At 65.2% G+C, this 26,947-nt stretch carries 17 protein-coding genes; 4 read left to right on the top strand and 13 right to left on the bottom strand.

Annotated features, from left to right (window positions below; genetic code table 11):
* Positions 1-212: 212 nt before the first annotated feature.
* Entirely contained in the window at positions 213-2,078 is a 1,866-nt protein-coding gene (locus tag BBSC_RS00745; protein WP_081892973.1) for an ABC transporter ATP-binding protein, read from the top strand.
* A 686-nt stretch (positions 2,079-2,764) separates the two neighbouring features.
* On the opposite strand, the gene BBSC_RS00740 is transcribed toward BBSC_RS00745, so the two are convergent.
* Together BBSC_RS00740 and BBSC_RS00735 are read right to left on the bottom strand one after the other, a co-directional pair.
* Entirely contained in the window at positions 2,765-4,798 is a 2,034-nt protein-coding gene (locus BBSC_RS00740; RefSeq protein ID WP_033516834.1) for a beta-galactosidase, read from the bottom strand.
* A 146-nt stretch (positions 4,799-4,944) separates the two neighbouring features.
* Positions 4,945-6,336 carry a GH1 family beta-glucosidase gene (locus tag BBSC_RS00735; protein ID WP_033516835.1) on the bottom strand — a complete coding sequence of 464 codons (1,392 nt, stop codon included), beginning with the start codon at positions 6,334-6,336 and terminating at the stop codon, positions 4,945-4,947.
* Positions 6,337-6,754: 418 nt separating this feature from the next.
* On the opposite strand from BBSC_RS00735, the gene BBSC_RS00730 reads away from it, so the two are divergent.
* Complete coding sequence (locus BBSC_RS00730; protein WP_231649360.1) at positions 6,755-8,059, top strand: GDSL-type esterase/lipase family protein; 1,305 nt, start codon at positions 6,755-6,757, stop codon at positions 8,057-8,059.
* Positions 8,060-8,115: 56 nt separating this feature from the next.
* Entirely contained in the window at positions 8,116-10,017 is a 1,902-nt protein-coding gene (locus BBSC_RS00725) for a sialate O-acetylesterase (protein ID WP_033516837.1), read from the top strand.
* A 290-nt stretch (positions 10,018-10,307) separates the two neighbouring features.
* On the opposite strand, the gene BBSC_RS00720 is transcribed toward BBSC_RS00725, so the two are convergent.
* Together BBSC_RS00720 and ilvC (BBSC_RS00715) are read right to left on the bottom strand one after the other, a co-directional pair.
* Positions 10,308-10,835, bottom strand: a complete 528-nt coding sequence (locus BBSC_RS00720; RefSeq protein ID WP_231649361.1) for a nucleoside 2-deoxyribosyltransferase — start codon at positions 10,833-10,835, stop codon at positions 10,308-10,310.
* A 441-nt stretch (positions 10,836-11,276) separates the two neighbouring features.
* A complete protein-coding gene (gene ilvC, locus BBSC_RS00715; protein ID WP_034535455.1) occupies positions 11,277-12,329 on the bottom strand; it encodes a ketol-acid reductoisomerase in 1,053 nt (350 codons plus the stop codon).
* 295 nt (positions 12,330-12,624) lie between these two features.
* On the opposite strand from ilvC (BBSC_RS00715), the gene BBSC_RS12685 reads away from it, so the two are divergent.
* Positions 12,625-13,881: a tetratricopeptide repeat protein gene (locus BBSC_RS12685; protein ID WP_051923212.1), complete on the top strand. Its 1,257-nt coding sequence runs from the start codon at positions 12,625-12,627 to the stop codon at positions 13,879-13,881.
* Positions 13,882-14,188: 307 nt separating this feature from the next.
* Here the strand turns inward: BBSC_RS12685 and ilvC (BBSC_RS00705) are convergent, their stop codons facing one another.
* The 9 genes from ilvC (BBSC_RS00705) to fbaA form a co-directional block, all read right to left on the bottom strand.
* On the bottom strand, positions 14,189-15,286 hold the full coding sequence (gene ilvC / locus BBSC_RS00705; RefSeq protein WP_081892974.1) for a ketol-acid reductoisomerase: 1,098 nt from the start codon (positions 15,284-15,286) through the stop codon (positions 14,189-14,191).
* A gap of 181 nt (positions 15,287-15,467) precedes the next feature.
* Positions 15,468-16,832 (bottom strand): MFS transporter, encoded by a 1,365-nt coding sequence (locus BBSC_RS00700; protein WP_033519622.1) that lies wholly within the window; start codon positions 16,830-16,832, stop codon positions 15,468-15,470.
* Between the two features lie 509 nt (positions 16,833-17,341).
* A complete protein-coding gene (locus BBSC_RS00695; RefSeq protein WP_231649357.1) occupies positions 17,342-19,096 on the bottom strand; it encodes an MFS transporter in 1,755 nt (584 codons plus the stop codon).
* A 180-nt stretch (positions 19,097-19,276) separates the two neighbouring features.
* Complete coding sequence (gene gtfA / locus BBSC_RS00690; protein WP_033519623.1) at positions 19,277-20,797, bottom strand: sucrose phosphorylase; 1,521 nt, start codon at positions 20,795-20,797, stop codon at positions 19,277-19,279.
* Positions 20,798-21,479: 682 nt separating this feature from the next.
* A complete protein-coding gene (locus tag BBSC_RS00685) occupies positions 21,480-22,628 on the bottom strand; it encodes a LacI family DNA-binding transcriptional regulator (RefSeq protein WP_081892975.1) in 1,149 nt (382 codons plus the stop codon).
* A 196-nt stretch (positions 22,629-22,824) separates the two neighbouring features.
* Positions 22,825-23,199 (bottom strand): fluoride efflux transporter FluC, encoded by a 375-nt coding sequence (locus BBSC_RS00680; protein WP_033519624.1) that lies wholly within the window; start codon positions 23,197-23,199, stop codon positions 22,825-22,827.
* A complete protein-coding gene (locus BBSC_RS00675; protein WP_231649356.1) occupies positions 23,196-23,960 on the bottom strand; it encodes a fluoride efflux transporter FluC in 765 nt (254 codons plus the stop codon). Before BBSC_RS00675 ends, BBSC_RS00680 begins: the two co-directional genes overlap by 4 nt.
* A 336-nt stretch (positions 23,961-24,296) precedes the next feature.
* Positions 24,297-25,583, bottom strand: a complete 1,287-nt coding sequence (locus tag BBSC_RS00670) for an adenylosuccinate synthase (RefSeq protein ID WP_033519625.1) — start codon at positions 25,581-25,583, stop codon at positions 24,297-24,299.
* A gap of 105 nt (positions 25,584-25,688) precedes the next feature.
* A complete protein-coding gene (fbaA, locus tag BBSC_RS00665; protein WP_033519626.1) occupies positions 25,689-26,777 on the bottom strand; it encodes a class II fructose-bisphosphate aldolase in 1,089 nt (362 codons plus the stop codon).
* Between the last annotated feature and the right edge of the window lie 170 nt (positions 26,778-26,947).

Genomic DNA, 26,947 nt, shown 5'->3' with positions numbered 1-26,947 from the left:
CTGAGCTTACGGCGTGTCATCATCTGAATCTGTACCATTTTTGCAGTCATGACGCCCCAAGACATGCCGTTTTACTGAAACGGTTAGGCAATATGCTTCGAATCACGGTACGCTAGGGAGAAGCACAGCAGCGATGAGGCGCATATCCCCCGCGCGCCTCGATCCGGTACGGGCCGAACCCGTACGACCCCGATACAAGGAGCATGCCGTCCATGAACGCAACGGAGCCCGCCCAGCCGAAGTTCGGCGCCACCGGCGGCGCCTACGAGACCGACGACGACATCTGGACCGAGGGCATTCCGGCCGACACCCCGTGGTCGTTCACCGAGTACATCGCGACGTACCGCAGGAACGCAGGTCATCCCGTCCACATCCTGCTCGGGTTCTTCAAGGGCAGCGGCAAGGATCTGACCATCGCCACGCTGGGGCTGATCGCCAAGCAGTCCCCGGTCTGGGTCATCCCCATCGTCACCAGCAACGTCATCAACGTCATCACCTATCCCGAGCAGCACACGATCAGCGAGCTGTGGATCAACCTGGCGATCGCGCTGGTGTTCATCCTGCAGAACGTGCTCACCACCTGGATGTACGCGCTGCACTTCGGGCGGGTCAACCGCAGCATCGAACGCAAGTTGCGCGGCAGTCTGGTGGTCAAGCTGCAGCAGCTGTCGATCCGGTTCCACAACGAGACGCAGTCGGGCCGGTTGCTGTCCAAGGTCATGCGCGACGTCGAGAACGTGGAGGTGCTGCTCGACCAGACCTACCGCAGCCTACCGCTGATCGTGCTCGACATCACCATCGCCGTCGTCGTCACGGCGATGCACAGCCCAACCGTGCTGCTGTTCTTCGCGCTGACGGTGCCGGCGGCCGTGATCGCCATGTACCTGTTCCGCAAACCCATCCGCGAGTCCAACCACGACTTCCGCTATCAGATGGAACAGACGCAGGCGGCCGTCGCCGAGATGATCGAGATGATCCCGGTCACCCGCGCGCACGGCCTGCAGCACGTCGAAATCGACCACATGAGCCGGCGGCTGAACCACATCCACGATACCGGCCTGCGGCTGGACGTGGTCAACGGGCTGTTCGGAGCCACCAGCTGGGTCGTGTTCCAGATCTTCCAGCTGGGGTGCCTTGCGTTCACCTCCTATCTGGCGCTGAACGGACGTATCCAGATCGGCGACGTCGTGCTGTTCCAGACCTATTTCGGGCAGATCGTCAACAGCATCTCCAGCCTGATCAACCTGTACCCGGTGCTGACCAAGGGCGTGGAATCGGTCACGTCCATCGGCGAGATCCTGCAGGCCGACGATATCGAGCGCAACTCCCGCCGCGTGGAACCGGGGCCGCTGCGCGGCGACGTCGAGTTCCGGCATGTCGATTTTCGCTACAGCCCCGAGTACCACCGCGTGCTCAAGGATTTCTCGCTGAGCATGCCGGCCGGCCAATCGCTCGCGCTCGTGGGCGATTCCGGTTCGGGCAAGTCGACGCTGCTGAAGCTGCTGATCGGATTCGGCGTGCCCGAACGCGGATCGGTGGCCGTGGACGGCATCGACCTGGCCAATATGGACCTCGACGCCTACCGTAGCCAGATCGCCGTCGTGCCGCAGAACACCATCCTGTTCTCCGGCACGCTGCGCGACAACATCACCTATGGGCTGGACGACGTGGACGCCACCGAGGTGGAGCGCATCGTGCGCGAGATCGGTTTGGACGACGTGGTCGATGCCCTGCCCAACGGCCTCGATACCCAGCTCGGCGAACATGGCGGCACGCTGTCCGGCGGGCAGCGCCAGCGCATCGCGATCGCACGCGCGCTGATCCGCCATCCGCGCATCATCGTGTTCGACGAGGCCACCAGCGCGCTGGATTCGGTCTCCGAGAAGAAGGTGCAGGAGGCCATCGAGAAGATGATGGGCCAATGCACCACATTCTTGGTCGCCCACCGGTTGTCCACCATCCGCAACGCGGACCGCATTGTGGTGATGGAGCACGGCAAGGCCGTGGAGGAGGGCACCTACGACGCTCTCATGGCCCGCCACGGCAAGTTCTACAACCTCAAGAAAATGCAGGAGTAGGCGGGCCGTGCGGGGCTGCGTGCAGGGGGCTACGCAGGGGTTCTTGTGCGGCAAGCGGGTTCTCGCGCGGGGAACCCGCTCCATGCGAACGCTTCCCCATGGCATAACCAACTTCTCGCGGCACAACCGGCTTTCCCATGGTGCGTCCAGCTTTCTCACGGCGTAGCCCGCTTCCCCCATGACGCGGCAAACCTTCCACCGCGCGGTAAACCTTCCACCCACCGCGCAGCAAAGGTTCCACCGCGTGGTAAAACTCCCACGACGCGGTAACCCATTTTGACAAAACCGCGAAATACCGCCATTCCCCGCCACTACGCGGTGGACCAATCACCACGCCGTGAGGAAATTACCACGCCGTGGAAGGATCACCACGCCGTGGAAGGATCACCACGCAGCAGAAGAATCACCGCCGCCATGGAAAAACACCGCACAGCAATCATTCCACCACATGGCGAAACTTCCACGGCGCGGTAACTCGTTTTGGTGAAACCGCGAAATACCGCCATTCCTCTACACCACGCGGTGGAAGGTTTACCGCGCGGTGGAAGGTTTACCGCGCGGTGGAATGATTACCGCGCCGTGGAGCCCTGACCGCGCCGTGAAACCTTGACCACGCGGTGGACGCGCGATCGCGCCAATAAAAAAACGCGCGACGCAGGAACGCCGCGCGGCAAAAGCGCCGATCGCTACGCGATCAGCATGACGCCGTACGGGGCCACAACGACACCGTCGCCGGCCTTGACCGAAGCCTCGCCCAGCAGATCCTTACCGGAGCAGGGCGCCGACACCGTCTGCGCGTGGGCCGTGGTGTTGATCACAAAGGTGAACACCGTGCCATCGGCAGCCACGCGGGACGTGATCTCAACGCCTTCAGGGCTGTCATACCCGGCAAGGCCCAGCCCGGTGAGCATGCCGTCGGCCACGGCGCGCACGGCGGCTTCATCCGGCATCGTGCCCACATACCAGCAACGACCGTCGCCGAAGACGTGCTCAGTGATCGCGGGCGTACCGGCGTAGAACATGTCGCCGCCATACCGCGCCAGCACGCGCGTATCCGAATCCGGATGCATGATGTCGCACAGCATGCCGCATAAGCCAAGAGCCGCACCGTCATCGGCGGCGCCGCCGACCAGCGGCAGGGCGATGTCAGGCGGCAGCGCGTCGGTCTCCTCGGCCCATACGCCGGCCACATCGCGCAGCGGCACCGGGCATTCGCCCTGGAACAGATTGTCGTTCCCGTCGACCAGCGCCGACATGGTCGTCAGCAGCAGTCGCCCGCCGCCACGCACGTAGGCGCGCAGACGGTCCGCCAAGCCCTCGCGCATCATGTACAGGCAGGGCGCAAGCACGATCCGGTAACCGCTCAGATCCGCGCCGACCGGCACCACGTCGACGGCGATGTTGCGCCGCGCGAACTCGGCGAAGTACCGCTCGCATTCGGCCAGATAATCGAGGCTGCGGGTCGGGCCGACGCAGGATTCGAGGCTCCACCAGTTCTGGAAGTCGAACAGCACCGCCACCCGCGCCGCGCTGCGGGATTCAAGCAGCCGCGCGCCGACCCGCTTCAGCTCGCCGCCGAGATCGGCCACCTCGCGGAACACGCGTGTGCGGTTCGACCCGTCGATGTCGATGACCGCGCCGTGGAACTTCTCGCAGCCGCCCCGCGAGCGCCGCAGCTGGAAGAACTGCACCGAATCGGCACCGTGCGCCACCGCGTGCCAGCTCATCTCGCGCATCTGACCGGGAGCCTTGAGATAGCAGAAATTCTGCCAGTTCTGCCGGCTGGGCGTCTGCTCCATGAGCAGGAATGGGTCCCCATGGCGGACGCCGCGGATCAGCTCGTGCCAGAACGCGGTGCTCGACGGCTTGGTGTCGCGCTGCGGATAGCAGTCCCACGAGGCGATATCGAGGTCCTGGTCCCACGAATGGTAATCGTAGTTGTCGAACGGTCCCATGAAGTTCGTGGTCACGGGGGTGCCGGCGTCGTGCTCGCGGATCGCGGCCTTCTCGATGCGGTACGCCTCGCGGATCGATTCGCCGAAGAAGCGCTTGTAGTCCAGCGTGTATCCCGGCAGCACCGCACGGTTGCCGTCGATGCCGTCACCGGCGAAATCGGGCAGACCGATCTCGTCGAACGAATGGAAGGTGCCGCTCCAGAACGCGGTGTTCCACGCCTCGTTGAGCGCATCGATCGACCCGTAGCGCGCGGCGAGCCACTGCCGGAACGCGGCGGCGCACCGCTCGCAGTAGCACCATCCGCCGTATTCGTTGGACACATGCCATCCGACCACGTTCTCCAGATGCCCGTAGCGTTCGGCGAGCTTGCCGGCGAGCGCCGCCGAAAGACGGCGGTACGTCGGACTGTTCGGGCAAGCGTCGTGGCGCTCGCCCTGACGGTGCTTGCGCCCGTAGAAATCGACGCGCTCGACGTCAGGGTGCGCGAGCGACAGCCATGAGGGCAGCGCGCCGTTGGACGTGGCCATGATGATGCTCATGCCCGCGTCGCTCACCGTTTGGACGATGCGGTCAAGCCGCGTGAAATCGTAGGTGTCCTCGTTGGGCTGCAGCGTGGACCAGGAGAACACGTTCAGGGTGACCTCGTTGATCGAGGCCTCCTTGAACAGCCTCATGTCCTCGGCCCAGATCTCCTCGGGCCACTGCTCCGGGTTGTAGTCCCCGCCGTACAGCATGCGCCCGTCGGGCGCGCATATCGTCGTCATATCCTTGTGTTTCCTTTGGAGGAGATACTCCACGCCCGCGGTAACGCTCCCCTCAGTCCGCTTCGCGGACAACTCCCCTCCCAGAGGGGAGCCGGACGTATTCGACGGATCCGAGGCAAAGCGCGCCGGCTCTTTGCCGGACTACACTACAGCTCGGGCAACTCGCGGGAGGCGATGAGCTTGCGGTACCACTTGAAGCTGTCCTTCGGGGTGCGCTCCTGCGTGGCGTAGTCCACATAGGTGATGCCGAAGCGCTTCGAATAGCCGAAGGCCCACTCGAAGTTGTCGAGCATGGACCACACGAAGTAGCCGCGCAGGTCCACGCCAGCTTCCATCGCGCGGCGGGCCGCGTCGAAGTGGCGGGTCAAGTAGTCGATGCGATCGGCATCATGCACGGATTTAACCGTTTCACCAGTCGCGGGGTCGGTTTCGCTGACCAGCTCGTCGGCGCACGCCATGCCGTTCTCGGTGACGAACATCGGATACTCGGGGTACTCGTTGCGCAGGCGGACCAGCATGTCGTACAGGCCGTTCGGGTCGATGTTCCAGCCCATCTCGGTGTGCGGGCCGGCCGTCGGCAGCCAGTCGATGTCGCTGCATCCGGGGAAGGTGCTCGCCTCGGTGGACTGGGGGAACTGCGGGCGGTCGCTCATCGCGACCAGCCCGGTCGAGTAGTAGTTGATGCCCAGCAGGTCGATCGGCTGGTGGATCTGCTCGAGATCGCCGTCCTTGATGAAGCTCCAGTCGCAGATGCCCTTGGTAACGGTGAACAGCTCGGCCGGATAGTAGCCGCGCAGCATCGGGTCGAGGAACACGCGGTTGCCGATCAGATCGGTGCGATGCACGGCGTCCGCGTCGCCGCGGTTGAACTGCAGGTTCAGCGTGACGGCGACCTTCGCCTCGGGCTTGGTGATCACGTCACGCAGCTCCTGCACCATCAGACCGTGGGCGAGGTTCAGGTGATGCACCGCCTCGAACGCGACCGGGCCGCCGCCCGTGCCGGGAGCGTGCTCGGTACCGCCATAGCTCAGGTAGGAGGAGCACCACGGCTCGTTGAGCGTGATCCAGGTATCGACGCGGTCCCCGAGCCGCTCGGCGATCGCGCGCGTGTACTCGGCCACGCGATAGGCGGTGTCGCGGTTCAGCCAGCCGCCCTTGTCGCTCAGATACTGCGGCAGATCCCAGTGATACAACGTGGCGCAGGGCTTGATGCCCGCCTCGAGCAGCTCGTCGACCACACGGCTGTAGAAGTCGACGCCCTGCTCGTTGACCGGACCGCCCTCGGTCGGCATGATGCGAGGCATGGCGATGGAGAAGCGGTAGGCGTCGACGCCGAGATCCTTGAGCAGCGCGATGTCCTCCCTGTAGCGGTGGTAGGAGTCGGTCGCCACGTCACCGGTGTCGCCGCCCAGCGTATGTCCGGGCGTGTGCGAGAAGGTGTCCCAGATAGACGGGCATCGCCCGCCCTCGTTCACGGCGCCTTCGATCTGGTAGGAGGCCGTAGCCGTGCCAAACATGAAATCGTCAGGGCACTTCATGGGTGTTGTCCTTTCTTGTTGTTCGATCGGGCGCCATCCTTGGCGCTCTGTCTGTGTTGTTGCAGTGTTCGATTGTTCGCCGCCCGCTCATGGCGCATCGGCGCCGGGAACCGGCCGACACCGGCGCGGGGGTTCGCACCTCCGCAACACGCGCAAACCGGGCCTCCGGATGCGGGCATGCCCCCCGGGCGTTTCACGACGTTTCCAAGGCATTCCGCGCGACGGCCACGGACCGCGCCCCGCTAATGACCGGACGGTAATCAACAGGTCGTAAAAACGAGTGTATCATACAAATTATTAACCGGTTAAGGTGTTGCGATAAAATAATTCCGAAACACCGGAGCCACCGTCCGGACAGGCGGATACCGCCCGTTCAGATGCCAGTAATCCGCCTCAATGACGAAACCAAGGGATTGCCATGACAGCCATGCCGACACGCCACCATATCAGCCCCAACGACCCCGCCCTGCGCACGATGGGCCGCATCGACGACGCCGACCCCGAGCGCCCGGTGTGGGTGTTCCCCTATACGCAGGTCTCGTTCCGTTTCACGGGCACGTCGCTGACCGCATCCCTCATCAATTACTGGAACTACGGCGATTCGCACCTCGGCGTCGTCATCGACGGGCAGCCGGCCAAGGTGCGCATCCCATCGGGATTCACCGGGGCCAACGAGCTGCCGAACAACAGCACCAGCGCTTCCAGCGTTCCCGGATCCGACGAGGGCGCGGACTCCCGCAGCGAGGCCTCCGGCGAGAACGGCACCGCCGCCCCGGAGCGCCAGCCGCACACGCCAGCCCCGGCCCCGGCCTCGTCGTCGCCGGCCGGCGAGAGCGGAACCGGCTTCGACCGCGCCATCGAGCCGAACGATGCGCTGCGCAACCCCTACGGCCCGGTTACGGTCACGCTGGCCGAGCGCCTGCCGAACATCGAGCATGAGGTGACGGTGTTCAAGCGGCAGGACGGGCAGCACTACGTCGAGCTGCTTGGGTTCGGCATCGACGCGGGGGCGAAGGTCATGCCGCCTCTGGCGCCGGCGCCGGATCGCCGCATCGAGGTCTACGGCGACTCCGTGTCCTGCGGCGAGCGCAACGAGGCCTCGCTCTACACCGGCGAACCCGACCCGGATGTGGATCTGAGCTCCTACAGCAATGCCTGGCATTCGTATGCGGCCATCACCGCGCGCAATCTCGGCGCGCAGCTGCACGACGTATCGCAGGGCGGCATCTCGCTGATCGACGGCATCGGCTGGTTCAACGGCCCCGACTACGTCGGCCAGGAAAGCGCATGGGACCGCATCGAATACAATCCGACGCTGGGCGGCGGCAAGCCGTGGGACTTCGCGCGCTACACCCCGCAGGTCGTCATCGTGGCGGTCGGGCAGAACGACGCGCATCCCTTCGACTTCATGGCCGCCGACTACGACGGCGATCAGGCCGCGCACTGGCGCGCCCGATACGTGGATTTCCTGCGCAAGCTGCGCGAAACGTATCCGAAGGCGACGATCATCTGCCTGACCACCCTGCTGCAGCACGATCCCAGCTGGGACCGTGCGATAGACGAGGCCGTGCGGACCGCCGCGGACCCGGCGATACATCACTTCCTGTTCTCCCGCAACGGTTCGGCCACCCCCGGGCACCCACGCGTGGCCGAGCACGAGGAGATGGCCCGCGAGCTCACCGCATTCATCGGCTCGCTCAGCGGCGATATCTGGGCCGAATAGCCCCTCATACCGTCATCCATCCATTCATCCACCACCATCACGGAAAGCGACCAAGCATGAGCGAATCAACCATTGCCACCGGCCCGGCGCCCGGGGCGAATCTCAGCGGCGTGCATGAGGGCGCCGATCCGGTCGACAAGCCGATCGGCTCACCGAAACTGCGGCCGGCGGCGGTCTTCTCGCACGCCATGGTGCTGCAGCGGCGCCAACCCATCCCCGTATTCGGCACCGGCGCGCCCGGCCGAACGGTGATCGCCACGCTGTCGTCGCCGGATCAGGGGCGGCCGATCACGCTGCACACGCCCGACGCATCGGACGCCGTCTCGGACAGCGTCAGCGCCTTCGCCACCATCGACAGGCAGGGTGACTGGCTGCTCGCCCTGCCGGCGGTGGAGGCCGGCGGGCCGTACACCCTCACCGTCAGCGACCGTTCCGGCATCATGCTCAAATATCTCGACGTCCATGTCGGCGAAGTGTGGCTGGCCGGCGGGCAGAGCAACATGGAGCTTGAACTGCGCAACAGCGCTGGCGCCGACCAAGCCGTCGCCGCCAGCGCGGACCCGCTGCTGCGGTTCTACAACACGCCGAAAACCGGCGTGATCGACACGGACGCCGAGGACCACGCCGCATGGCAGATCGCCGGCCCCGACACGAGCGGCACCATGTCGGCCGTCGCCTACTATTTCGCCCGCAGGCTGCGCGCCGAGCTCGGGCCGGATGTTCCGGTCGGCATCGTGGACTGCTATATCGGCGGCACGTCGATCACCTCGTGGATGAGCCGCGACACGCTGCGGACCTGCGAGGCCGGCCGCGGGTACCTGGCTCGGTTCGACGCGGCGATAGCCGACAAAACCGACGAACAGTTCGCCGCCGAGACGGATGACTGGCAGACGAAGTTCAACACCTGGAACGACGCCATCGGCAAGGCCCGCGCCGCGGAACCGGACATCACCTGGGACACGCTGAACGCGCGCTATGGCGAATGCCCCTGGCCGCCACCCGTCACGCCGACCTCGCAATACCGCCCGGCCGGCCCGTTCGGCACGATGATCGAGCGCGTGGCCCCGTACGGCATCGCTGGATTCCTGTGGTACCAGGGCGAGGAGGACGAGGCGTACTGCGGCTCGTATCGGGAGCTGTTGGGGTTGCTGATCAGGGAGTGGCGCGACCTGTGGCAACCCGGCCGGCAGGCGGCAACCGGCGATGGCGCCCCGCACTGTGCCACCGCGGAGGATGCGCAAGGCCGGGACGCGTGGCCGCCGTTCCTGATCGTGCAGCTGCCGCAGTGGATCGACAAGAATACGGCTGCGGCGAACGCCGACCCGCTGCACTGGCCGGTAATCCGCGAGGCGCAGACGGATGCGGCCCGCGCGATTGCGGGCGTGCATGCGATCTGCACCATGGACTGCGGCGAATTCGACAACATCCATCCGACCGACAAGCGCACGCCCGGCGAGCGCCTTGCCGACTGCGCGCTGCGCCATGTGTACGGGCGAAGCGACGTTCCCGCCGACGGCCCGACACTGATTGCTGCGGCCGCCACGGCTGCTACGGCTGGCACGGCTGCCACGGCTGCGGCAACGGTTTCGGGGCAGACGCCATCCGTCTGTTCCGCACCGCACACCGTCACGCTGTGTTTCGCCCATGCGGCGGGATTGCGATTCGACGGCACGGTTCCGGGCACGCAACGGCATGTGCGCGGAGCCTCCGGCCGTGACACGCCGGAAAACCAGTCGGGAACGACTTATCGTCATGCGGAGGACTCGGGGTTCGAACTTGCCAGCGGCGACGGCGTCTTCCACCCTGCGGCCGCCACGATTGACGGGGATACGGTCACCGTCACGGCCGCGGAAGCGCCCGATCCGGTTGCGGTGCGCTATGCGTGGCGTAGCTGGGGTCCGGCGCCGCTGTGCAATGGCGACGGGCTGCCCGCGTGGCCGTTCCGAGCCACGTTGTGACCCTGCCGTGACCGCGAGGCAACCATTTGCGACCTCGCATGCAGCGTAGTATCGAGTTGTCGGTGCGCCGGGTAGTAGTGGAACCGGTTGCAACGGCGATTTTCATCCTTGAAAAGGCCAAATAATCGGTGTTTCAAGACACCCGCGCACCGACAACTCGCATCCTGTGAACAATGGGCCCGCCGTGACCGCGGATCGGCGCACGCACGCGGACCATTTCGCCTTGCGTCAGGCCGATATGCACCGATCAGGCGTATATCGGACGCGTATCAGGCGCCCAAGGAAGCCGGTCAGAACTGCCGGATCGGCAGATCGGCGTGTTCGCCGGTATCCAGCCAATGGGCAAGATCATCGGGACCGGCGAAAATGGCCCGAACCGACTGCGCGATCATCAGATTCACCGATCCGCCCGGCTGCAGCCCGTCATGGTAGCCATAGACGGGTATGCCATGCCCGTAGGCGAATCCGATCTCGAACATCGTGCCCGGATCGTCGTCGATGAGGTTGGCGATCACCGCGCGCGAGGCGAGGATGCCTCCGCAATCATCCTCGAAGCATTGACGCGGGCCGACCACGCTGATGTCACTGGCAAACCGCGGTTTGAACAGCACCTTGCCGCGCTCCTCGAGCACCCGTTCCAAGCCTTCCATGCTGGAGACCTCCCGGTCGTCGAAGAACGGCCCGGCCGCGTAGAAGTCGTATCGGCAGCACGGCCGCCCATCGGGACCGACCGCCGCTGCGGACGGTTCGGCGGTATCAGCGGTATCGACGGTATCGGCCATGGCGTTCTCTTTTCTCGACTGCACGGTCTGGATCATGCCGTGATCCAGTCTAGTAGTTCGCGTCGTTAATTCGTTTAGTAATTCCGGCTCCCCTCTCCGAGGGGAGCTGTCGGCGTAGCCGACTGAGGGGAGAGCATGCGAATCGGCTTGATTCAGGTGTTCGCGGTAATGCTCCCCTCAGGCCGCTTCGCGGCCGGCTCGTCCTGCAATTGAGGACGGCCTTACGGCCGCAGCCTTGTCTGCTCGGCTGCTGCCTCGCCTTCGCCTGCAAACAGCTCCGCTGTTTGCTTCACGGCTCAGCCTCCAGGAGGGGAGCCAAACATAATGAACGGATCGATCATATACGAGGTAGGGCACTCGGCGACGGCAACGCATCGCCTTCGCCGATACGCAAGAGCCGCCCCGCATTGCGCGGGGCGGCTCGACGCGGCCATGCCGTTATCGGCACGGCTGGGGATTCAACCGATCACCGGTCGCTCACTGCACCTGGGCGCGGGCGATCTTGCCGGTGAAGGAGTTGGCCTCATCGGCATCCTTCACGCCGTCCTTGTTCCAGGAGAACATGGCGCGCAGCTTCGGGCCGACGGTCTCGATGCGCACGTTGGAGTACTCCTCCTGCAGGGCCTTGAACTTCGGGGCGCCGGCATCCTGGTCGTCGATGAACTCCTTGGCGAAGGAGCCGTCCTGGATGCGCTTGAGGTGGTACTCCATACGCTCGCGGACGTGCTCGTCGATGCAGGTGTTGACGTAGTCGCCGTACTGGGCGGTGTCGGAGCAGGACCAGCGATCCTTGTTCAGACCGCCCTCGTTCATGAGGTCGACGATCATCTTGAGCTCGTGGCACACCTCGAAGTAGGCGATCTCCGGCTGGTAACCGGCGTCGGTCAGCACCTCGAAGCCCATCTCGACGAGCTTGTTCACGCCGCCGAGCAGCACGTTCTGCTCGCCGAACAGATCGGTCTCGGTCTCCTCCTTGAAGGTGGTCTTGATGGCGCCGGCGCGCAGAGCGCCAAGGGCCTTGGCGTAAGCCAGGCACAGCGGCCAGGTCTTGCCGTCCGGGTCCTGCTCGACGGCCACGACGACCGGGACGCCACGGCCGGCGGCGTACTCACGACGCACGATGTGGCCCGGGCCCTTCGGCGCGACCATGAACACCGGATGGTCCTCAGTGGGCTTGATGTAGCCGTAGTGGATGTTGAAGCCGTGGGCGAAGGCCAGAGCGGCGCCCGGCTTGATGTTGGGCTCGATGTCGTTGGCCCAGATCGTACGCTGGTACTGATCCGGGGCCAGGATCATGATCACGTCGGCTTCGGCGGACGCCTCGGCCACGGACTTGACCTCGAGGCCCTGCTCCTTGGCGAACTCGACCGACTTCGAGGTCGGACGCAGGCCGACCACCACGTCGACACCCGAATCGCGCAGGTTCAGCGCATGCGCGTGACCCTGGGAACCGTAACCGATGATCGCGACCTTCTTGCCTTCGAGCACGGACAGATCGCCATCGTTCTCGTACCAGATTTGTGCAGCCATGTAAGCACTCCTTTACTTGCGTACCGTCATTGTTGCCGGCACACGGTGTTGTGTGGTTGCGCATTATGTAGTTGTACACACTGCGCGTTTAGGCGCCCGGGCTACCGGCCCGAGCGGTCTCAAGCGTGGCGGGATTTTGTCCCGCAAACTGACACCTATCCTACCGGGAACGCCGCCGCAGCCCCTTCGCCGTCCACAACGTGAGCCAGCTCACTATTGGAGCGTGGACAAGTCCCGCCGCAGACGGTACCGGAGCCTGAGAAGGGTCGACGCGAGCGATGCTGATAAAATGCATATGACGATGGACTCCGAAAGCCTGTTTCAGGACGGAGTTTCCGACGATCACCGTGCCTCTGGGCGGTTTGGGGACACACCGACGCCGTTGATGTCCGCCGACAAGGAAGCGACCATGAGAGAAGCCGAAGAACTGTACGATCTCGCCAAACGATACCAAGCCGGCGACGATGGCGTGGGACAAAACCCGCACAAGGCATTCGAACTATGCCGCGAGGCCGCGCTCCTGGGGTATCCCGCAGCCCAATACCTGCTGGGTCAGCTATACGATTCCGGCTGCGGGACCGATGAGGACGCCGCTCAAGCGGTGGATTGGTACCGCAAGGCGGCATGCAACGGCGACGTATCGGCGCAGTATGAACTTGCGAGTCGGTATGAGAAGGGGAAGGATGTGCCGCAGGATCTGGCGGAGTCGCTGCGCTGGCATCGGTCCGCCGCTTTGCAGGGGTGCGCGCAGTCGCAATACACGCTGGGCGACGCCTATATGAACGGCAAAGGCGTGGACGCCGATGCGGAATATGCCGAGGCCTGGCTCCGGGTGCTCTCGGCGAATCCGAATGCGGACGCCCTGCAGCGGTACTCGGCAAGATATCTCATCGGCGATCTGTACCAGCACAAGGAGAAGATTGCCCGGGAAGTCGGGGGAAGCGGCCTCCGCGAAGCCAATCAGGCGTTCCGATGGACGCTGTATGCGGCGTCGTGCGACGACCCGGTCGCCGGATATGCGCGGAGTACGATCGCCTCATTCTACTGGTATGGGTATGGCGTGCCACGCAATGCGGAACGTTCCCGGTACTGGGACGACATCGCCGTAAAGAACGCAGAGGACATGAGCAAACTCATCGACTACGGGCACAGCAAATACATAGCGCACTTGCAGGGCGACGCGCTGATGACCCGCCGGGAACGGTATGACGCCGCTCACGATTGCCTCACCTATGCCGCGGCGATGGACCTGCCCGATGCGATATCGTATCTGGAAATCCGTGATACCACCATCGCCGATATGGCGGCGAAGCACAAGGTGAGCGACGATGACATCATCTCCGTCCTTCGCGAAAGCGGCTATGAAACGATTCTGGGCAGAGCCGCGCAGCCGGGGGATAAGTTGGACGGCATCGCCGTTACCGTCATCGATGCGCACTACCGAAACCTTCGGCTTGTGGACGCTCAGACCGTGGACGAGGCCATTCTCAACGAGGCCAGGATACTGGACGAGATGCGGGAGGCCGATAGGGAGTGCCTCCGCCGCGAATAAACGCGGAACGCTATCTACGTATTCCACGTCATCACTTCGTTTAGTAATTCCGGCTCCCCTCAGACTGCTTCGCGGCCAGCTCATCCTGCGAGAGGGGAGCCAGATGCAGTAGGCGAACTTATGAGGCGCGGCACACCATAACGGCCGAAAGCGTCCGGTAAACGTCCGGCAACCGTCGTGCCGCACGGCCCGGCACGCAAAAGACCCGCCGCTCCCGAATGAACGGGAACGGCGGGTCTCGTTATGCACCGCCCTCAGTCAGCCTGCGGCTGACGGCTCCCGGCAGCGGGAGCCGGAGCGGGAGCAATCACTGCACCTGGGCGCGAGCGATCTTGCCGGTGAAGGACTCAGCCTCGTCCTGGTCCTTGGCCGGGCCGTTGTTCCAAGAGAACATGGCGCGCAGCTTCGGGCCGACGGTCTCAAGGTGCGGGTGAGAGTACTCTTCCTGCAGCTTCTTGAACTTCGGGGCGCCGGCGGCCTGGTCATCCATGAACTCCTTGGCGAAGGAGCCGTCCTGAATGCGCTTGAGCTGGTACTGCATGCGCTTCTTGGTCTCCTCGGTGATGACCGTGGAGGTGTAGTCGCCGTACTGGGCGGTGTCGGAGCAGGACCAACGGGCCTTGTTCAGGCCACCCTCGTTGGCCAGGTCGACCAGCATCTTCAGCTCGTGGAACACCTCGAAGTAGGCGATCTCCGGCTGGTAACCGGCCTCGGTCAGCACGTCGAAGCCCATGTCGCACAGGTGGTTGATGCCGCCCATGAGGACATCCTGCTCGCCGAACAGATCGGTCTCGGTCTCCTCCTTGAAGGTGGTCTTGATGGCGCCGGCGCGCAGAGCGCCAAGGGCCTTGGCGTAAGCCAGGCACAGCGGCCAGGTCTTGCCGTCCGGGTCCTGCTCGACGGCCACGACGACCGGGACGCCACGGCCGGCGGCGTACTCACGACGCACGATGTGGCCCGGGCCCTTCGGGGCAACCATGAAGACCGGGTGATCCTCGGAAGGCTTGATGTAGCCGTAGTGGATGTTGAAGCCGTGGGCGAAGGCCAGAGCGGCGCCCGGCTTCAGGTTCGGCTCGACCTCTTCCTTATAGACCTTGGCCTGGTACTGGTCAGGCAGCAGGATCATGACCACGTCGGCCTCGGCGACCGCGTCGCCGACCGACTTGACCTCGAGGCCCTGCTCCTTGGCGAACTCGACCGACTTCGAGGTCGGACGCAGGCCGACCACCACGTCGACACCCGAATCGCGCAGGTTCAGCGCATGCGCGTGGCCCTGGGAGCCGTAACCGAGGACGGCGACCTTCTTGCCATCGAACACGCTCAGATCAGCGTCTTTTTCGTACCAGATTGTTGCTGCCATGATTGGCACTCCTTTGTAGAGGTAGCGATGATGTCGAGCTAGCATGCTCGGCAACCGTTGTGATTGCGAATGGATTTTCCGTTCGGGATTGTGTCCCTATCTCACGGAAGCGCCATCCGCCTCTGGGGACTGTTCTAGTCCCCCTTACATTGGCGTGATCGCTCACGTCCAAATATTGAATGTGTTTTTGCTCTCGTAACGAGAGCCTGCTTATCGGGCGCCGATATCACTTGGTGAAATCAACGTCTTTGGTCTCACGGCACGTCAGCACCGACACCAGGCAGCACACGGCCATCACGGCGAGGTACAGACCCACGGAGTGGACGCCCCAGTGGGCGCTCAGCCAAGTGGCGATCGTCGGCACGAAGGCCGCGCCGACGATGGCGGCCAGGTTGTAGCCGATGCCGGAGCCGGAGTAACGCACGTTGGCGTCGAACAGCTCGGGCAGGAAGGCGCCGATCGGCCCGAAGGCGATGCCCATCAGCGCGAAGCCGACGCACAGGAACACCATGTTGGCGAAGAAGTTCTTCTGGCCGACCAGACCGCCGTCCAGCAGGAAGGGGAACGCCACGGCGAACACGACCAGCGCGCAGGAGGAGAAGGTCAGCACGCGACGGCGGCCGATCTTGTCCGCGTACAGGCAGGACAGCACGATGAACAGGGCGAACACGCAGATGGAGACCATCAGCATGAGCAGGTATTCCTGGTTGGTGAAGCCGAGTCCGCCGCCGCCTTCGCCCTGCTCCTTGGTGCCCCAGGCGAGGGACCAGGTGGCGAGCGTGTAGAACAGCGTATAGGTCACGGCCACGAGGAAGGTGGCCTGCAGCACCTGACGCCACGACTTGCGGAAGACCTCGGTCAACGGGGACTTGACGACCTTCTTCTGCTCCTGGGCCATGCGGAAGATCGGGGTCTCCTCCATGTGGACGCGGACCACAAGGCCGACGATCACCAGAACGGCGGAGAGCAGGAACGGCACGCGCCAGCCCCAGGCCAGCATCGCGTCCTGATCATTGAAGGACTCGAGCACGAAGTAGGTGCCGTTGGACAGGAAGAAGCCGATCGGGGCGCCGAGCTCCGGGAAGGAGCCGTACAGGGCTCGCTTGTCCTCGGGGGCGTTCTCGGTGGCGACCAGCGCCGCGCCGGACCATTCGCCGCCCAGACCGATGCCCTGCACCAGGCGCAGCAGGCACAGGACCGCGACCGCGGCGACGCCGACCTGATCGTAGGTGGGCAGGCAGCCGATGAGGAAGGTGCCGACGCCCATGGTCATCAGGCTCACGACCAGCGTGGCCTTGCGCCCCAGGCGATCGCCGAAGTGGCCGAAGATCAGCGAGCCGAGCGGGCGGGCGACGAAGGCGATGGCGAAGGTGAGGAAGCTCATCAGCATCGCGACGGTCGGGTTGGTCTTGTCGGAGAAGAAGATGTGCGGGAAGTAGTTTGCCGCGGCGGTGCCGTAGGCGTAGAAGTCATAGAATTCGATGGCCGTGCCGACCATCGAGGCGGCGATGACGGTTTTGACCGAATCGCGCACCAGCGCGCCGGCTTTGCCGGCGACGGTATTTCCAGTCGTGGTTTCGACTGCTGACATGATGTCTCTCTTCTGCGTTCGCCACGTTTCACAATATGTTTCACATTGTTCCACGCGGGGTTTCACGGTTGGTGGATATCTGCGGTTGCGCTGTGCGAGCTTGGAATGACGGGCGGTGACCTTGTGGGGCGCATCAAAAAAAGCCCCGCCACGGTGGCAGGGCTTCAAGAAAAGCTTGTGACTCGCTCTCAGCCCTGCCTTCGTTGGCGGGGCTTCAAGCTGTATGCCGAATCAGTCCGCCAGCGAAGACGGAATAATAATTCGTGCGGACAGCAGAGCGTTGGTGTGATCAACGGCAGCGTAGGCAGTGTATCCAGTCATCGTGGCGAACCTCCTTCCGGTATCGAACGTTTCCGCCGAGCTGTTTGCTCGACTGGTCCCATAACATAGGAGCGCCCCCGCCGATGTACCAGTGGGTGTTCACATTGTGAACACCCACTCTCGTGTCGCCGGCCATCGCCGATCCACGTCGCCGATCGGAGGCCGCCCGCCGTACGGCCACGGGCCGCCTATCTGGCGCAGACCATCAGCAGGGCCGAGACCAGCACAAACACCAACGCGGCGACGAACAGTGCGAAGTACCCGAACGCGACGGCCACGCACGCGCCGATCACGGAGGCATTCGCCGGCGCGATCACATTGGCCACGTTGAACATGCCCAGATCACGCCCGGACGTACGCGGATCGGGCAGCGTCTCCAGCACGAGCGTCTGGTTGAACACGTCGTACAGGCCGAACGCGAAGCCGGAAACCAGGGCGAACACGGCCAATCCCGTCATGTTCGGCGCGACGACCGGCACCAGCATGAGCACGCCGTACAGCACGCAGGCGGGAACCGCCACGCGCCGCGCGTCCTCGACCCGGTCCGCGATCCGCCCGGCTACCAGCGAGGCCAGCGCGGAGCCGGCCAGCGTGGCGAGCGCCATCAGCGCCAGCATCAGGCCCGTGGGAATCGTCGCGGGGAAGGACGACATCGTCCGGCACTGGACGGCATCGGCCACGCCGTGCCGCACGATCAGCCACAGGAACACCGAGACGAAGCCGGCGCCGGTCATCATGCACAGCCGCGCCGCGAAGGCCATGCGGAACCTGGGAGCGTCCTGCGGCATGCGGAACTGCGCATGCACGCTCCCCAGATCGAACGGCTGGCGCGCGTCAGCTTGGCTGGAACGCTCCCTTGGCCACACCAGCAGGGGGATGATCGCGCACAGCAGGAACATCACCGCGCAGACGGCGAAGGGCAGTTCGCCGAACCCGCCGACCATGCGGCCATCGACCACGATCACCCCGAACGCGGCGAGCCAGACGCCGGCCGCCTGCCCGAGCATCAGCCCGACGCCGCGCCAGCGCATGCTGCGTTCGCGGAACTTGTCGGGCATGCGTTCGGCGAATGCGGCCGCGAACGGCGTGGCGACCATCGCGTATCCGATGTTCAGCACGATCCACAACAGCAACGCGCCGCTGATGCCTTCGATGGCACCGAGCATCAGCGTGCCCAGCGCGCACAGGGCGCCGCCGGCGAGGATCCACGGTGTGCGGCGGCCGATCGCCGTGCGCGTGCGGTCCGACACGACCGCGACGACGGCGTTGGCGAACAGCGCCACCACACAGCCGATCGCAATGATGGCAGCCAAGGGGATCACGGACGAGACGCCCAGCATGCCGTCCGCCTCGCCGTTGTGGCAGAACGCCGCAAAGTCATCGAAGTATCCGTTGCCAGCCAGCCGGTCCACCACGGCGGGCAACAGCACCATATTGAGCATGACCCACGGGATGGTGCGCAGCGCGGCCGCAAGGCCGAAGCCCCACGTCAGGCGCCTGACCTGCGCGGCGTCGGGGCGCTGCCCGTCCGCGGAGACCATCGGATCGCGCATGTCGAGGAACGCGGAGGACATGTCGGGGATCGCCGCGTCGACCGCCGACGCAGCGGTTGCGGGGGAGCCGGCCGCGGACAGGCGGGCGGCCTGGGTCTCCGGCTGGGCGGCGGCCGCCTCCGGAGCGCGGCGCCGCAGCGGCACGGCCAGGCGGGCCACGGCGGCCTTGTCCTCGGGGCTCAGCGCCTTCTCGTAATCCGGCCGGTCGTCGATGCCGGGGCGGATGAAATGCTGGCCGGGCAGCGGGCGGGGTTGGGGCGCCGGCTGAGGCTGGGGTTGGGACTGGGGTGTGGATTCTGCGGGAGATTGCGGGGATTGGGCCGGGCTCTCAGGGGATTGGGCCCCACACTGCGGGGATGTCGATTGCTGATCGTACTGATCGTCGGTCATGGCGTAGTGCGCTCTCTTACTTACTCTCTATTGGTGTACGGGACGTATCGTAATAGCGGTCTCAGACGCCTTGCGCCGCGCCGCACGCGACTCGCCTATGGCTGCGCCCCTTTCCGCCGCGGCCCGTCCAACAGGGCGGCGGAAGGAAGGGGCGCGGTGCAGGCGGCGGCCGGAACGCGATCAGGCCGCGACGGGCGGGTCGGCGATCAGATCGCCGGTCGTATGCTTGCCGGCGGCATCGGTCCAAGTCAGCGTGGCGACGGACTCGTCGCTGTCCACACCCAGCCCCTTGCCCGGCTCGAACACGAGAGCGGCCGTGCTCGCCCCGTCGGCGGACGCCCACTTCAGCGTGATCGAGCGCTCGCCGTCCGCTTCATAGCCGAACTCGCCGTTGAAGGCGGGCAGCGTGTTGCGGAAGCGGCACAGCGCGTTGAGCGCCTTGACCACCGGACGCTCCAGCTGCTCGTCGATCTCCGCGGTCGAGTAGTAGTGGCGGTTGATGTCGCGGCCGACATTCGTGCGGCGCAGCAGCTCCATGTCGTTCACGCCGGCGAGCGCGCCGACGTAGTACACCTGCGGCACGCCCGGCACGAAGAACTGCACGGCGCGGGCGGCGATGTAGTGCTGGTCATTGCAGCCGAGCGCCGAATAGTACGTGCTGTTGACCTGGTACAGGTCGAGGTTGGACGCGGCGGCGCCGGTGGCGGCCTGCGATTCGCCGTGGGTGTTGGCGTGGATCGTGTTGACCAGATCGTCCACGTCCTTGTCGGGCACCAGGCCCTTGAGGGAGCGGTCAAGCTGGTCGGAGCCGATGTCGATCACGCCGATGCCGTCGTGCGTGTCCAGCACGGTGACGGCGTTGTTCGGCCGCACCTCGACCCAGTGGGCCACGGCGTCGGTCCTGCCGGTGAAGATCGCGTGCAGCAGCAGCGGGGGCAGCGCGAAGTCGTAGACGCGGTCGACCTTGTGCGCGATCTCGACCTGCTTCCGGTAATAGCTGTGCACCTCGATCAGAGTCTCGAGGCCGCGCTTGGCGCCCTCTTCCTTGATGCGTTCGATGAGTGCGAAGGTCTTCGGCGTCATGAAGCAGCTGGAGTGGGCCTCCTTGGCACCGTAGCCGACGGCGTCGAGGCGGATCGAGCTGACATGGCTCTCGGCCAGGCGGTCGAGGATGGAGGTCAGGTACGCCCACCCCTCCGCGGAATCGGTGTCGATATCAACCTGCTGCGGGGTGAACGTGGTCCACACCAGACGCGTCTTGCCGGCCCAAGTGTAGTGGGTGAACGGCAGGCCCGGGCGCGGGCGGTAGATGCCGGCGAGCTCCTCCTCGGTGGCGCCGTCGGGGAAGATGGTGCTCATGGTCAGGAACATCCCGTAATACGGGCTGTCCTCGCCGCGCTTCATCACGTCCTGGAACTGCTTGGACTCCCAGCTCATGTGATTGACGATCGTATCGACCATGATGCCGTGGGTCTTGCTCAGTTCGCCGATGTCGTCCCACGTGCCCAGACGCGGATCGACCTCGGTGTGGTCGACCGGGTCGAAGCCCGCGTCGGCCCCGTCGAACGGCGTGAAGAACGGCAGGATGTGCACGCCTTCGTACACGCCATCGAACCGGGTGCGCAGTATGTCGGTCAGCGACGCGAGGTTGCCGTCCCCCAGGCGATCGGCGTAGGTAATGAGCTGAACGGTGTTGTCCATCATTCCTCCTTGTGTGTCGGGTTCGCGCGCCGCGATGCCCCGTATTGCACCGCGATCACGCGAACCGTGATTGGTTTTATGGTATCGAACCGGTTCGATGCTGTCAAACCACCCCACCACACCCGATCCGCCACACGCATTTTCGGTTGTCGGCAGTCCCGATGCACGGGAAAGCCGAGTTGTCGGTGCGCCACTTTCGAGACCAAGCTCCAACAGCCCGTTGTTGACGTTGCCAACCCGCATTGTAGGGCTAAAAACCGGCCGGTCTCCGATCCCACGCACCGACAACTCGAAGCTAGTGGCCTATCTTGCAAATGGCGGAGTGGCTGATCCTCCCGCTGGATGGATAGCCCTGTGGGCTATCCATAGCAGTGCACGGAAGTGCACGCCGCATGTAATGTCGGGAGGTGGCGCGTAGCGCCGGGGGTGGTCGAATGCTTGACGCTGCATTGTTTCCGGCCACCCCCAGCCGGCTGCGCCGACAGCCCCCGACATTACATGCGACGTGCGCTTCGCGCACTGCTATGGGCAATCCACAGGATTGCCCATCCAGCGGGGGCGCGAACCACTCAATCATTTGCGAGACAGACCACTGGGATACCGTCAGGGAAAAATGGCCACCGATCCGGCGCCGCAGCGGCGTTGACGCGGCGTTGACGCAGTGCCGGATCGGCCGGCCGGGTCAGCGCGTGGTCTCGCCCGCACGCATCCGCACGGGAACGAACACGGACGATTCCGCCGCGGCCTCGGTCCCCGCGATGCCATCCGCGCGAATGGCGTCGCCGGCATCCCCGGCCTCACCGGAACCGCCTTCGCCCGCACCTTCAGCATCCGGTTCGGCACCCAGCGCGGAGGCTCCGGCGCCCTCCGCCGGCGAACCCTCTATCGCGTCCATCATGCGCGTGGCGATCGCGGCCGCGATGGACTCGAAATTCTGGCAGACGGCCGTCAGCCGCATGCCCGCGACATCGGCCAGATACGTGCCGTCATAGGCGATGATCTGCAGGTCCTCCGGAATGCGGATGCCCCGCCGCATCGCCTCCTGCACGCAGTACGCGGCCCCGATGTCCGAGCACACCACGGCATCCACCGCGTCCTCGCCGTCATACCGCTCGAACACCTCGCGCACGGCCGAACCATAGCCGCCGAAGTCGTAGACCTCGCCCGCCTCGATGTAGTTGTGCCGGATGCCGGCGCGGTCCAGCTCGCCCTCAAGCGTCAGGTAGTAGCGGATCGTCGGGAAGGTGGTGCCCTCCCCCATCGGGCGATCATGGAATTGCTCGCGGGGGCCGCCGATCATCGCCACATGGCGGGCGCCGGACGAGATCAGCTGCTCGGCGATCAGACGGCCGCCCTGCTCGTGGTCGGAGCCGACCGAGGGGATGTTCGAGCCGAGGAACCGGTCGAACGCCACCACGGAACGGCCGACCGACTCCCAGTACTCCGGGTCGTGGGTGGTGTGCGACGACACCACGATGCCATCCATCATGCGCCGGCGCAGCCTGTCGACGTATTCGGTCTCGCCGGAGTCCGTGTCCATGGTGGAGCACAGCAGCGTGCGCAATCCGCGCGCGGAGAACTCGCGCTGCAGATTGGCGGTCAGCGTGGCGAAGAACGGATGGCGGATCGTCGGCACGATCACGCCCACGATATTGGTGCGGTCATGGTACAGATTGCGTGCCAATTCGTTGGGGATATAGTTGAGTGACCGCATCGCCTCGCTGACGCGATCGCGCATTTCGTCAGAGACATAGCCGGTCCCGTTCACCACCAGGGACACCGTGCTCAAGGACACTCCGGCCTTTTTGGCAACATCACGCATACCTACCACAGCACACACTCCTTCGTTTCGCATGAACCCAACCACCACGACAAACTTCGTCAACTTGTCTTATTATAGTTCATGGTCGAACCGGTTCGCTCGCGAAGCGGGACAAGATACAAGGCGCCTACACAAAAACCTTCCATCACACGCTCGTGCTGCCGCTTGCACCCGCCCGCGCCGGCCGCAACCGACCGGCGGCCGGCTATCTGGTCGCCGCGATCAGCGTCCAGCCCAGCGCGACGCAGCACAGCGGCACCAGAATCGTCGCCAGGCAATACAGCGCCGCCATGCCGAAACGTTCCTTGCGCGCCAGCGACACCATCTCGTTGATGGCCGTGGAGAACGTGGAGAATCCGCCGAGGAAGCCCGTGACGAACAGCAGGTAGGTGTACTCGTCGACCGTCTGGTAGGCATAGGCCGCCGCCGCGACCCCCGCGCAGAACGTGGCGATCACGTTGATCACGAACGTGGACAACGGGAATACGCGGTTCCACCAGCGCTGGATCGACGTGTTGAGAATGAAGCGGGTCACCGCGCCCAAGCCGCCGCACAGGGCGATCAACAAAGCCGTGGTCATTGCTCGCGAGCCTCCCCCCGCATCGGATCGGCGACCAGCGGAATCTCATCCGTCACCGGATCCGGCTCGAACGATGGCACCAGCGTGGTGTCCTGGCCCTGGCCGGAGATGCCGCCAAGCGCCAGCCCACCAGCCGTCGCCTGGCCGTGCCGCAGCGGCTGCCCGTAGTCGCCGGACGGCGGAGCCGACGCCCTGACCGAAGACCCGGGATTCGCCAGCGATTCGCGGATCACGCTCACCGACCGTTTCGTCGCAAGCACGAGCGCGATTCTGGTTCCGAGCCATGCCACGATCAAGCCGCATGCGAAACTGACCAGCGTATAGAACATGAAGCCCGCGACCCTGCCCTGATGAACGGAGGTCAGGTCCTCGATGGCCATCGCGGACAGCGTCGAGAAACCGCCGCACATGCCCATGCCGACGCCGCGGCTGGCCAGTTGGCGCACGCGCTTGCGAATCCACGACGCCTGGGACATGTACGTGGTGAGCATGGCGAAAATGCAGCATGCGAGCATATTCGCGGTAAAAGTGGCCAGATGGAACGAATGCAGGAAGCCGCTGGATGCCGGCGAGGCTGGAATGACCAGGCTGAGGCCGTAGCGCATCGCCGTGCCGAAGAAACCGCCGACGAACACCACCAGATACATCATGCCGTCGGCCAGCGGGTTGAACCGGGCCTGCATGCGCTTGAACGGCGCCAACGGGATCTGCGGCGGCGCGGCATGGCCGCCATCATTCAGGCGCACCGCCGACGCGGCCATCTCCATGGTCGCCGGAGCCGGTTCCCCGGCAACGGCTCCCGGTTCGTTGGCCGGTTCGGCGCCTGATTCGGCTCCCGGCTCCGCAACGGCGTCCGAGCTCTCCGAATCAGCGGCATCGCCCTGATCACGGGGCTCACGAGGTTCACGGGGCTCACGCGAGTCGCGCGCGGGCGGCAACGGCGGCGACGGCGGAGGGGGCGCAGCCGCCTCCCCCGCGTCATCCGCAACGGCATGATCCGGCGTTCCCGGCATAACCGCACTCAAAATCGGCAGTTCGAGTGCTGGGACGTCATCGTCAGTCATCGTGAATCTTCAGGAAATTCGAAGTGACGGCGATCAGTCGATCAGCGAACGGATCTGAATGATATGGTCGCGCTGCGGGCCGGTGCCGATCACGGAGATGCGGCATCCGGACAGCTCCTCGAGGCGCTTCACATACGCCTGGCAGGTGGCCGGTAGGTCCTCGAAGCGGTGCACGCCGGAAATGTCCTCGTCCCAGCCGGGCATCGTCTCGTAGATCGGCTTGGCCGCGGTGAAGGCCGCCTGATCGGTCGGCATATCGTCGTAGCGTTCGCCGTCCACGTCATAGGCGACGCAGATCGGAATCTCCTTGAGCCCGGTGAGCACGTCGAGCTTGGTGAGCACGATGTCGGTCAGGCCGTTGACCTGGCTCGCATAGCGGTTGACCACCGCATCGAACCAGCCGCAGCGGCGCGGGCGGCCGGTGGTCACGCCGAATTCGTGGCCCTGCTGGCGCAGCCATTCGCCGGATTCGTCGAACAGCTCGGTGGGGAACGGGCCCTCGCCGACGCGGGTCACATACGCCTTCGAAACGCCGATCACGCGGGTGATCTTGGTCGGGCCGACGCCGGTGCCGGTGCAGGCGCCGCCGGCGGTCGGGTTGGAGGACGTCACGAACGGATAGGTGCCGTGGTCGACGTCCAGCATGGTGGCCTGCGCGCCCTCGAACAGCACGGTCTTGCCCGCGTCGAGGGCCTTGTTGAGGATCAGGCCGGTGTTGGCGACATACGGCTTGAGCCGCTCGCCGAGCGCGAGCAGTTCGTCGGTGGTGCGGTCCACGTCGACGGCGCGGCGGTTGTACAGCTTGACCAGAATCTGGTTCTTCTGGTGCAGGCTGGCCTCGACCTTGTCGCGCAGATGCTGCTCGTTGAACAGGTCGTGGACGCGGATGCCCACGCGGTTGATCTTGTCGGCGTAGGCCGGGCCGATGCCACGGCCGGTGGTGCCGATCTTGTGCTTGCCGAGGAAGCGCTCGGTCACCTTGTCAAGCGTGCGGTGATACGGCGCGATGACGTGCGCGGCCTCGCTCACCAGCAGACGGGAGCAGTCCACGCCGCGGCTCTGCAGGCCGTCGATCTCCTCGAACAGCACTTCCGGATCGATGACGACGCCGTTGCCGATGACCGGGGTGGCCTTCGGGCTGATGATGCCGGACGGCAGCAGGTGCAGCGCGTACGACTCGTCGCCCACGACCACGCTGTGGCCTGCGTTGTTGCCGCCGTTGAAGCGCGCCACATAGTCGACCTTGGTGCCGATCAGATCGGTCGCCTTGCCTTTGCCTTCGTCGCCCCACTGGGCACCGATCAATACGATTCCGGGCATAACACACCTCCGCAACATCGCCTTTTCCGCCGAACACAGACTACCGTACAGCCTCTACCGCTACCACGCCGGCGAACGCGAGTCCGAAGGCCGCCCGCCGCTTCGCTACTTCAGTGCCTTGCCGGCCGAGCCGAGCTGCCGGCACGCCTCGACCACGCGGGCGGCCATGGCCGATTCGGCCTCGCGGCCCCAGGAGCGCGGGTCGTACAGCTTCTTGTTGCCGACCTCGCCGTCGATCTTGAGCACGGCGTCGTAATGCGCGAACATGTGGCCGGCGACCGCGCGCGTAAAGGCGTACTGCGTGTCCGTGTCGATGTTCATCTTGACCACGCCGTAGCTCACCGCGCGAGCGATCTCGTCGGGCGTGGAGCCGGAACCGCCGTGGAACACCAGCGCGAAGGGCTTGCGCTCGGGCATGTCCGGCAGCGCGCACGCGGACACCGCCGACGCGCCCAGCGACCCAAGACGGCCGTCGAGGGCCGCGTCCCACACTTCGGACTGGATGTCGCGCAGCAGTTCCGGGCGGAGCTTGACCACGCCCGGCTTGTATGCACCGTGCACGTTGCCGAAGGTGAAGGCGGCCATATAGCGGCCGTGCTCGCCGAGGCCGAGCCGCTCCGCCACGCGCACGCCGTCGGCCGGCGTGGAATACAGCTTTTCGTTGATCTCCGCGGAATGCCCGTCCTCCTCGCCGCCGACCGCGCCGATCTCGATCTCCAGCACCGTATGCGCGCGGACGGATTTCTCGAGCAGCTCCGCAGCGATGTCCAGGTTCTCCTCCAGCGGCACAGTCGAGCCGTCCCACATATGCGACTGGAACGTCGGCTCCTCGCCGCGCTTGACCTGTTCGGCCTCGTGCGCGAGCAGCGGGCGGACCCAGCCGTCCAGGTACTGCTTGGCGCAGTGGTCGGTGTGCAGCGCGACCGTGATGTTCGGGTAGCGCTTCGCCACCTCGTGCGCGAATGCGGCGAACGCGAGCGACCCGACCACGCGGTCGTTCACGCTTTGGCCGGAGAAATAGGAGGAGCCGCCGACCGACACCTGGATGATGCCGTCGGACTCGGCCTCGGCGAATCCCTGCAGCGCGGCGTTGAGCGTCTGCGTGCTGGTCACGTTGATCGCGGGATAGGCGTATCCGCCGTGGCGGGCGGCATCCAGCATTTCGGCATAGCGTTCGGCAGTTGCGATAGTCATGGCTTCCATTATCCCGCCGCCGAGTGACGAATCGCATTGTCGGGGAGGCCTCGGCGGCGAATGTGCGCAAGATCACCTTGCCCGCGCGGCGCGGAGCTCACCGAATGGCGGTATGCCGGCGGAACGGGGCGCAGCGGGCATCGGAATCGGCAATCCATGGGGTCATTCCC

The organism is Bifidobacterium scardovii JCM 12489 = DSM 13734 (assembly GCF_001042635.1).
In the GTDB taxonomy this organism is placed as follows: domain Bacteria; phylum Actinomycetota; class Actinomycetes; order Actinomycetales; family Bifidobacteriaceae; genus Bifidobacterium; species Bifidobacterium scardovii.
The sequence above is the reverse complement of the archived record's forward strand: the minus strand, read 5'-3'. Positions and strand labels throughout refer to the sequence as shown.

Bases quoted from the DNA above. Each gene is read 5' to 3' on its own strand.
- BBSC_RS00700 (WP_033519622.1), bottom strand. From the start codon at position 16,832: ATGTCAGCAGTCGAAACCACGACTGGAAATACCGTCGCCGGCAAAGCC.
- ilvC (WP_034535455.1), bottom strand. From the start codon at position 12,329: ATGGCTGCACAAATCTGGTACGAGAACGATGGCGATCTGTCCGTGCTC.
- BBSC_RS00720 (WP_231649361.1), bottom strand. From the start codon at position 10,835: ATGATCCAGACCGTGCAGTCGAGAAAAGAGAACGCCATGGCCGATACC.
- fbaA (WP_033519626.1), bottom strand. From the start codon at position 26,777: ATGACTATCGCAACTGCCGAACGCTATGCCGAAATGCTGGATGCCGCC.
- BBSC_RS00730 (WP_231649360.1), top strand. From the start codon at position 6,755: ATGACAGCCATGCCGACACGCCACCATATCAGCCCCAACGACCCCGCC.
- BBSC_RS00740 (WP_033516834.1), bottom strand. From the start codon at position 4,798: ATGACGACGATATGCGCGCCCGACGGGCGCATGCTGTACGGCGGGGAC.
- BBSC_RS00675 (WP_231649356.1), bottom strand. From the start codon at position 23,960: ATGGCCGCGTCGGCGGTGCGCCTGAATGATGGCGGCCATGCCGCGCCG.
- BBSC_RS00725 (WP_033516837.1), top strand. From the start codon at position 8,116: ATGAGCGAATCAACCATTGCCACCGGCCCGGCGCCCGGGGCGAATCTC.
- BBSC_RS00670 (WP_033519625.1), bottom strand. From the start codon at position 25,583: ATGCCCGGAATCGTATTGATCGGTGCCCAGTGGGGCGACGAAGGCAAA.
- gtfA (WP_033519623.1), bottom strand. From the start codon at position 20,797: ATGGACAACACCGTTCAGCTCATTACCTACGCCGATCGCCTGGGGGAC.
- BBSC_RS00695 (WP_231649357.1), bottom strand. From the start codon at position 19,096: ATGACCGACGATCAGTACGATCAGCAATCGACATCCCCGCAGTGTGGG.
- BBSC_RS00745 (WP_081892973.1), top strand. From the start codon at position 213: ATGAACGCAACGGAGCCCGCCCAGCCGAAGTTCGGCGCCACCGGCGGC.
- BBSC_RS12685 (WP_051923212.1), top strand. From the start codon at position 12,625: ATGACGATGGACTCCGAAAGCCTGTTTCAGGACGGAGTTTCCGACGAT.
- BBSC_RS00680 (WP_033519624.1), bottom strand. From the start codon at position 23,199: ATGACCACGGCTTTGTTGATCGCCCTGTGCGGCGGCTTGGGCGCGGTG.
- ilvC (WP_081892974.1), bottom strand. From the start codon at position 15,286: ATGCTAGCTCGACATCATCGCTACCTCTACAAAGGAGTGCCAATCATG.
- BBSC_RS00735 (WP_033516835.1), bottom strand. From the start codon at position 6,336: ATGAAGTGCCCTGACGATTTCATGTTTGGCACGGCTACGGCCTCCTAC.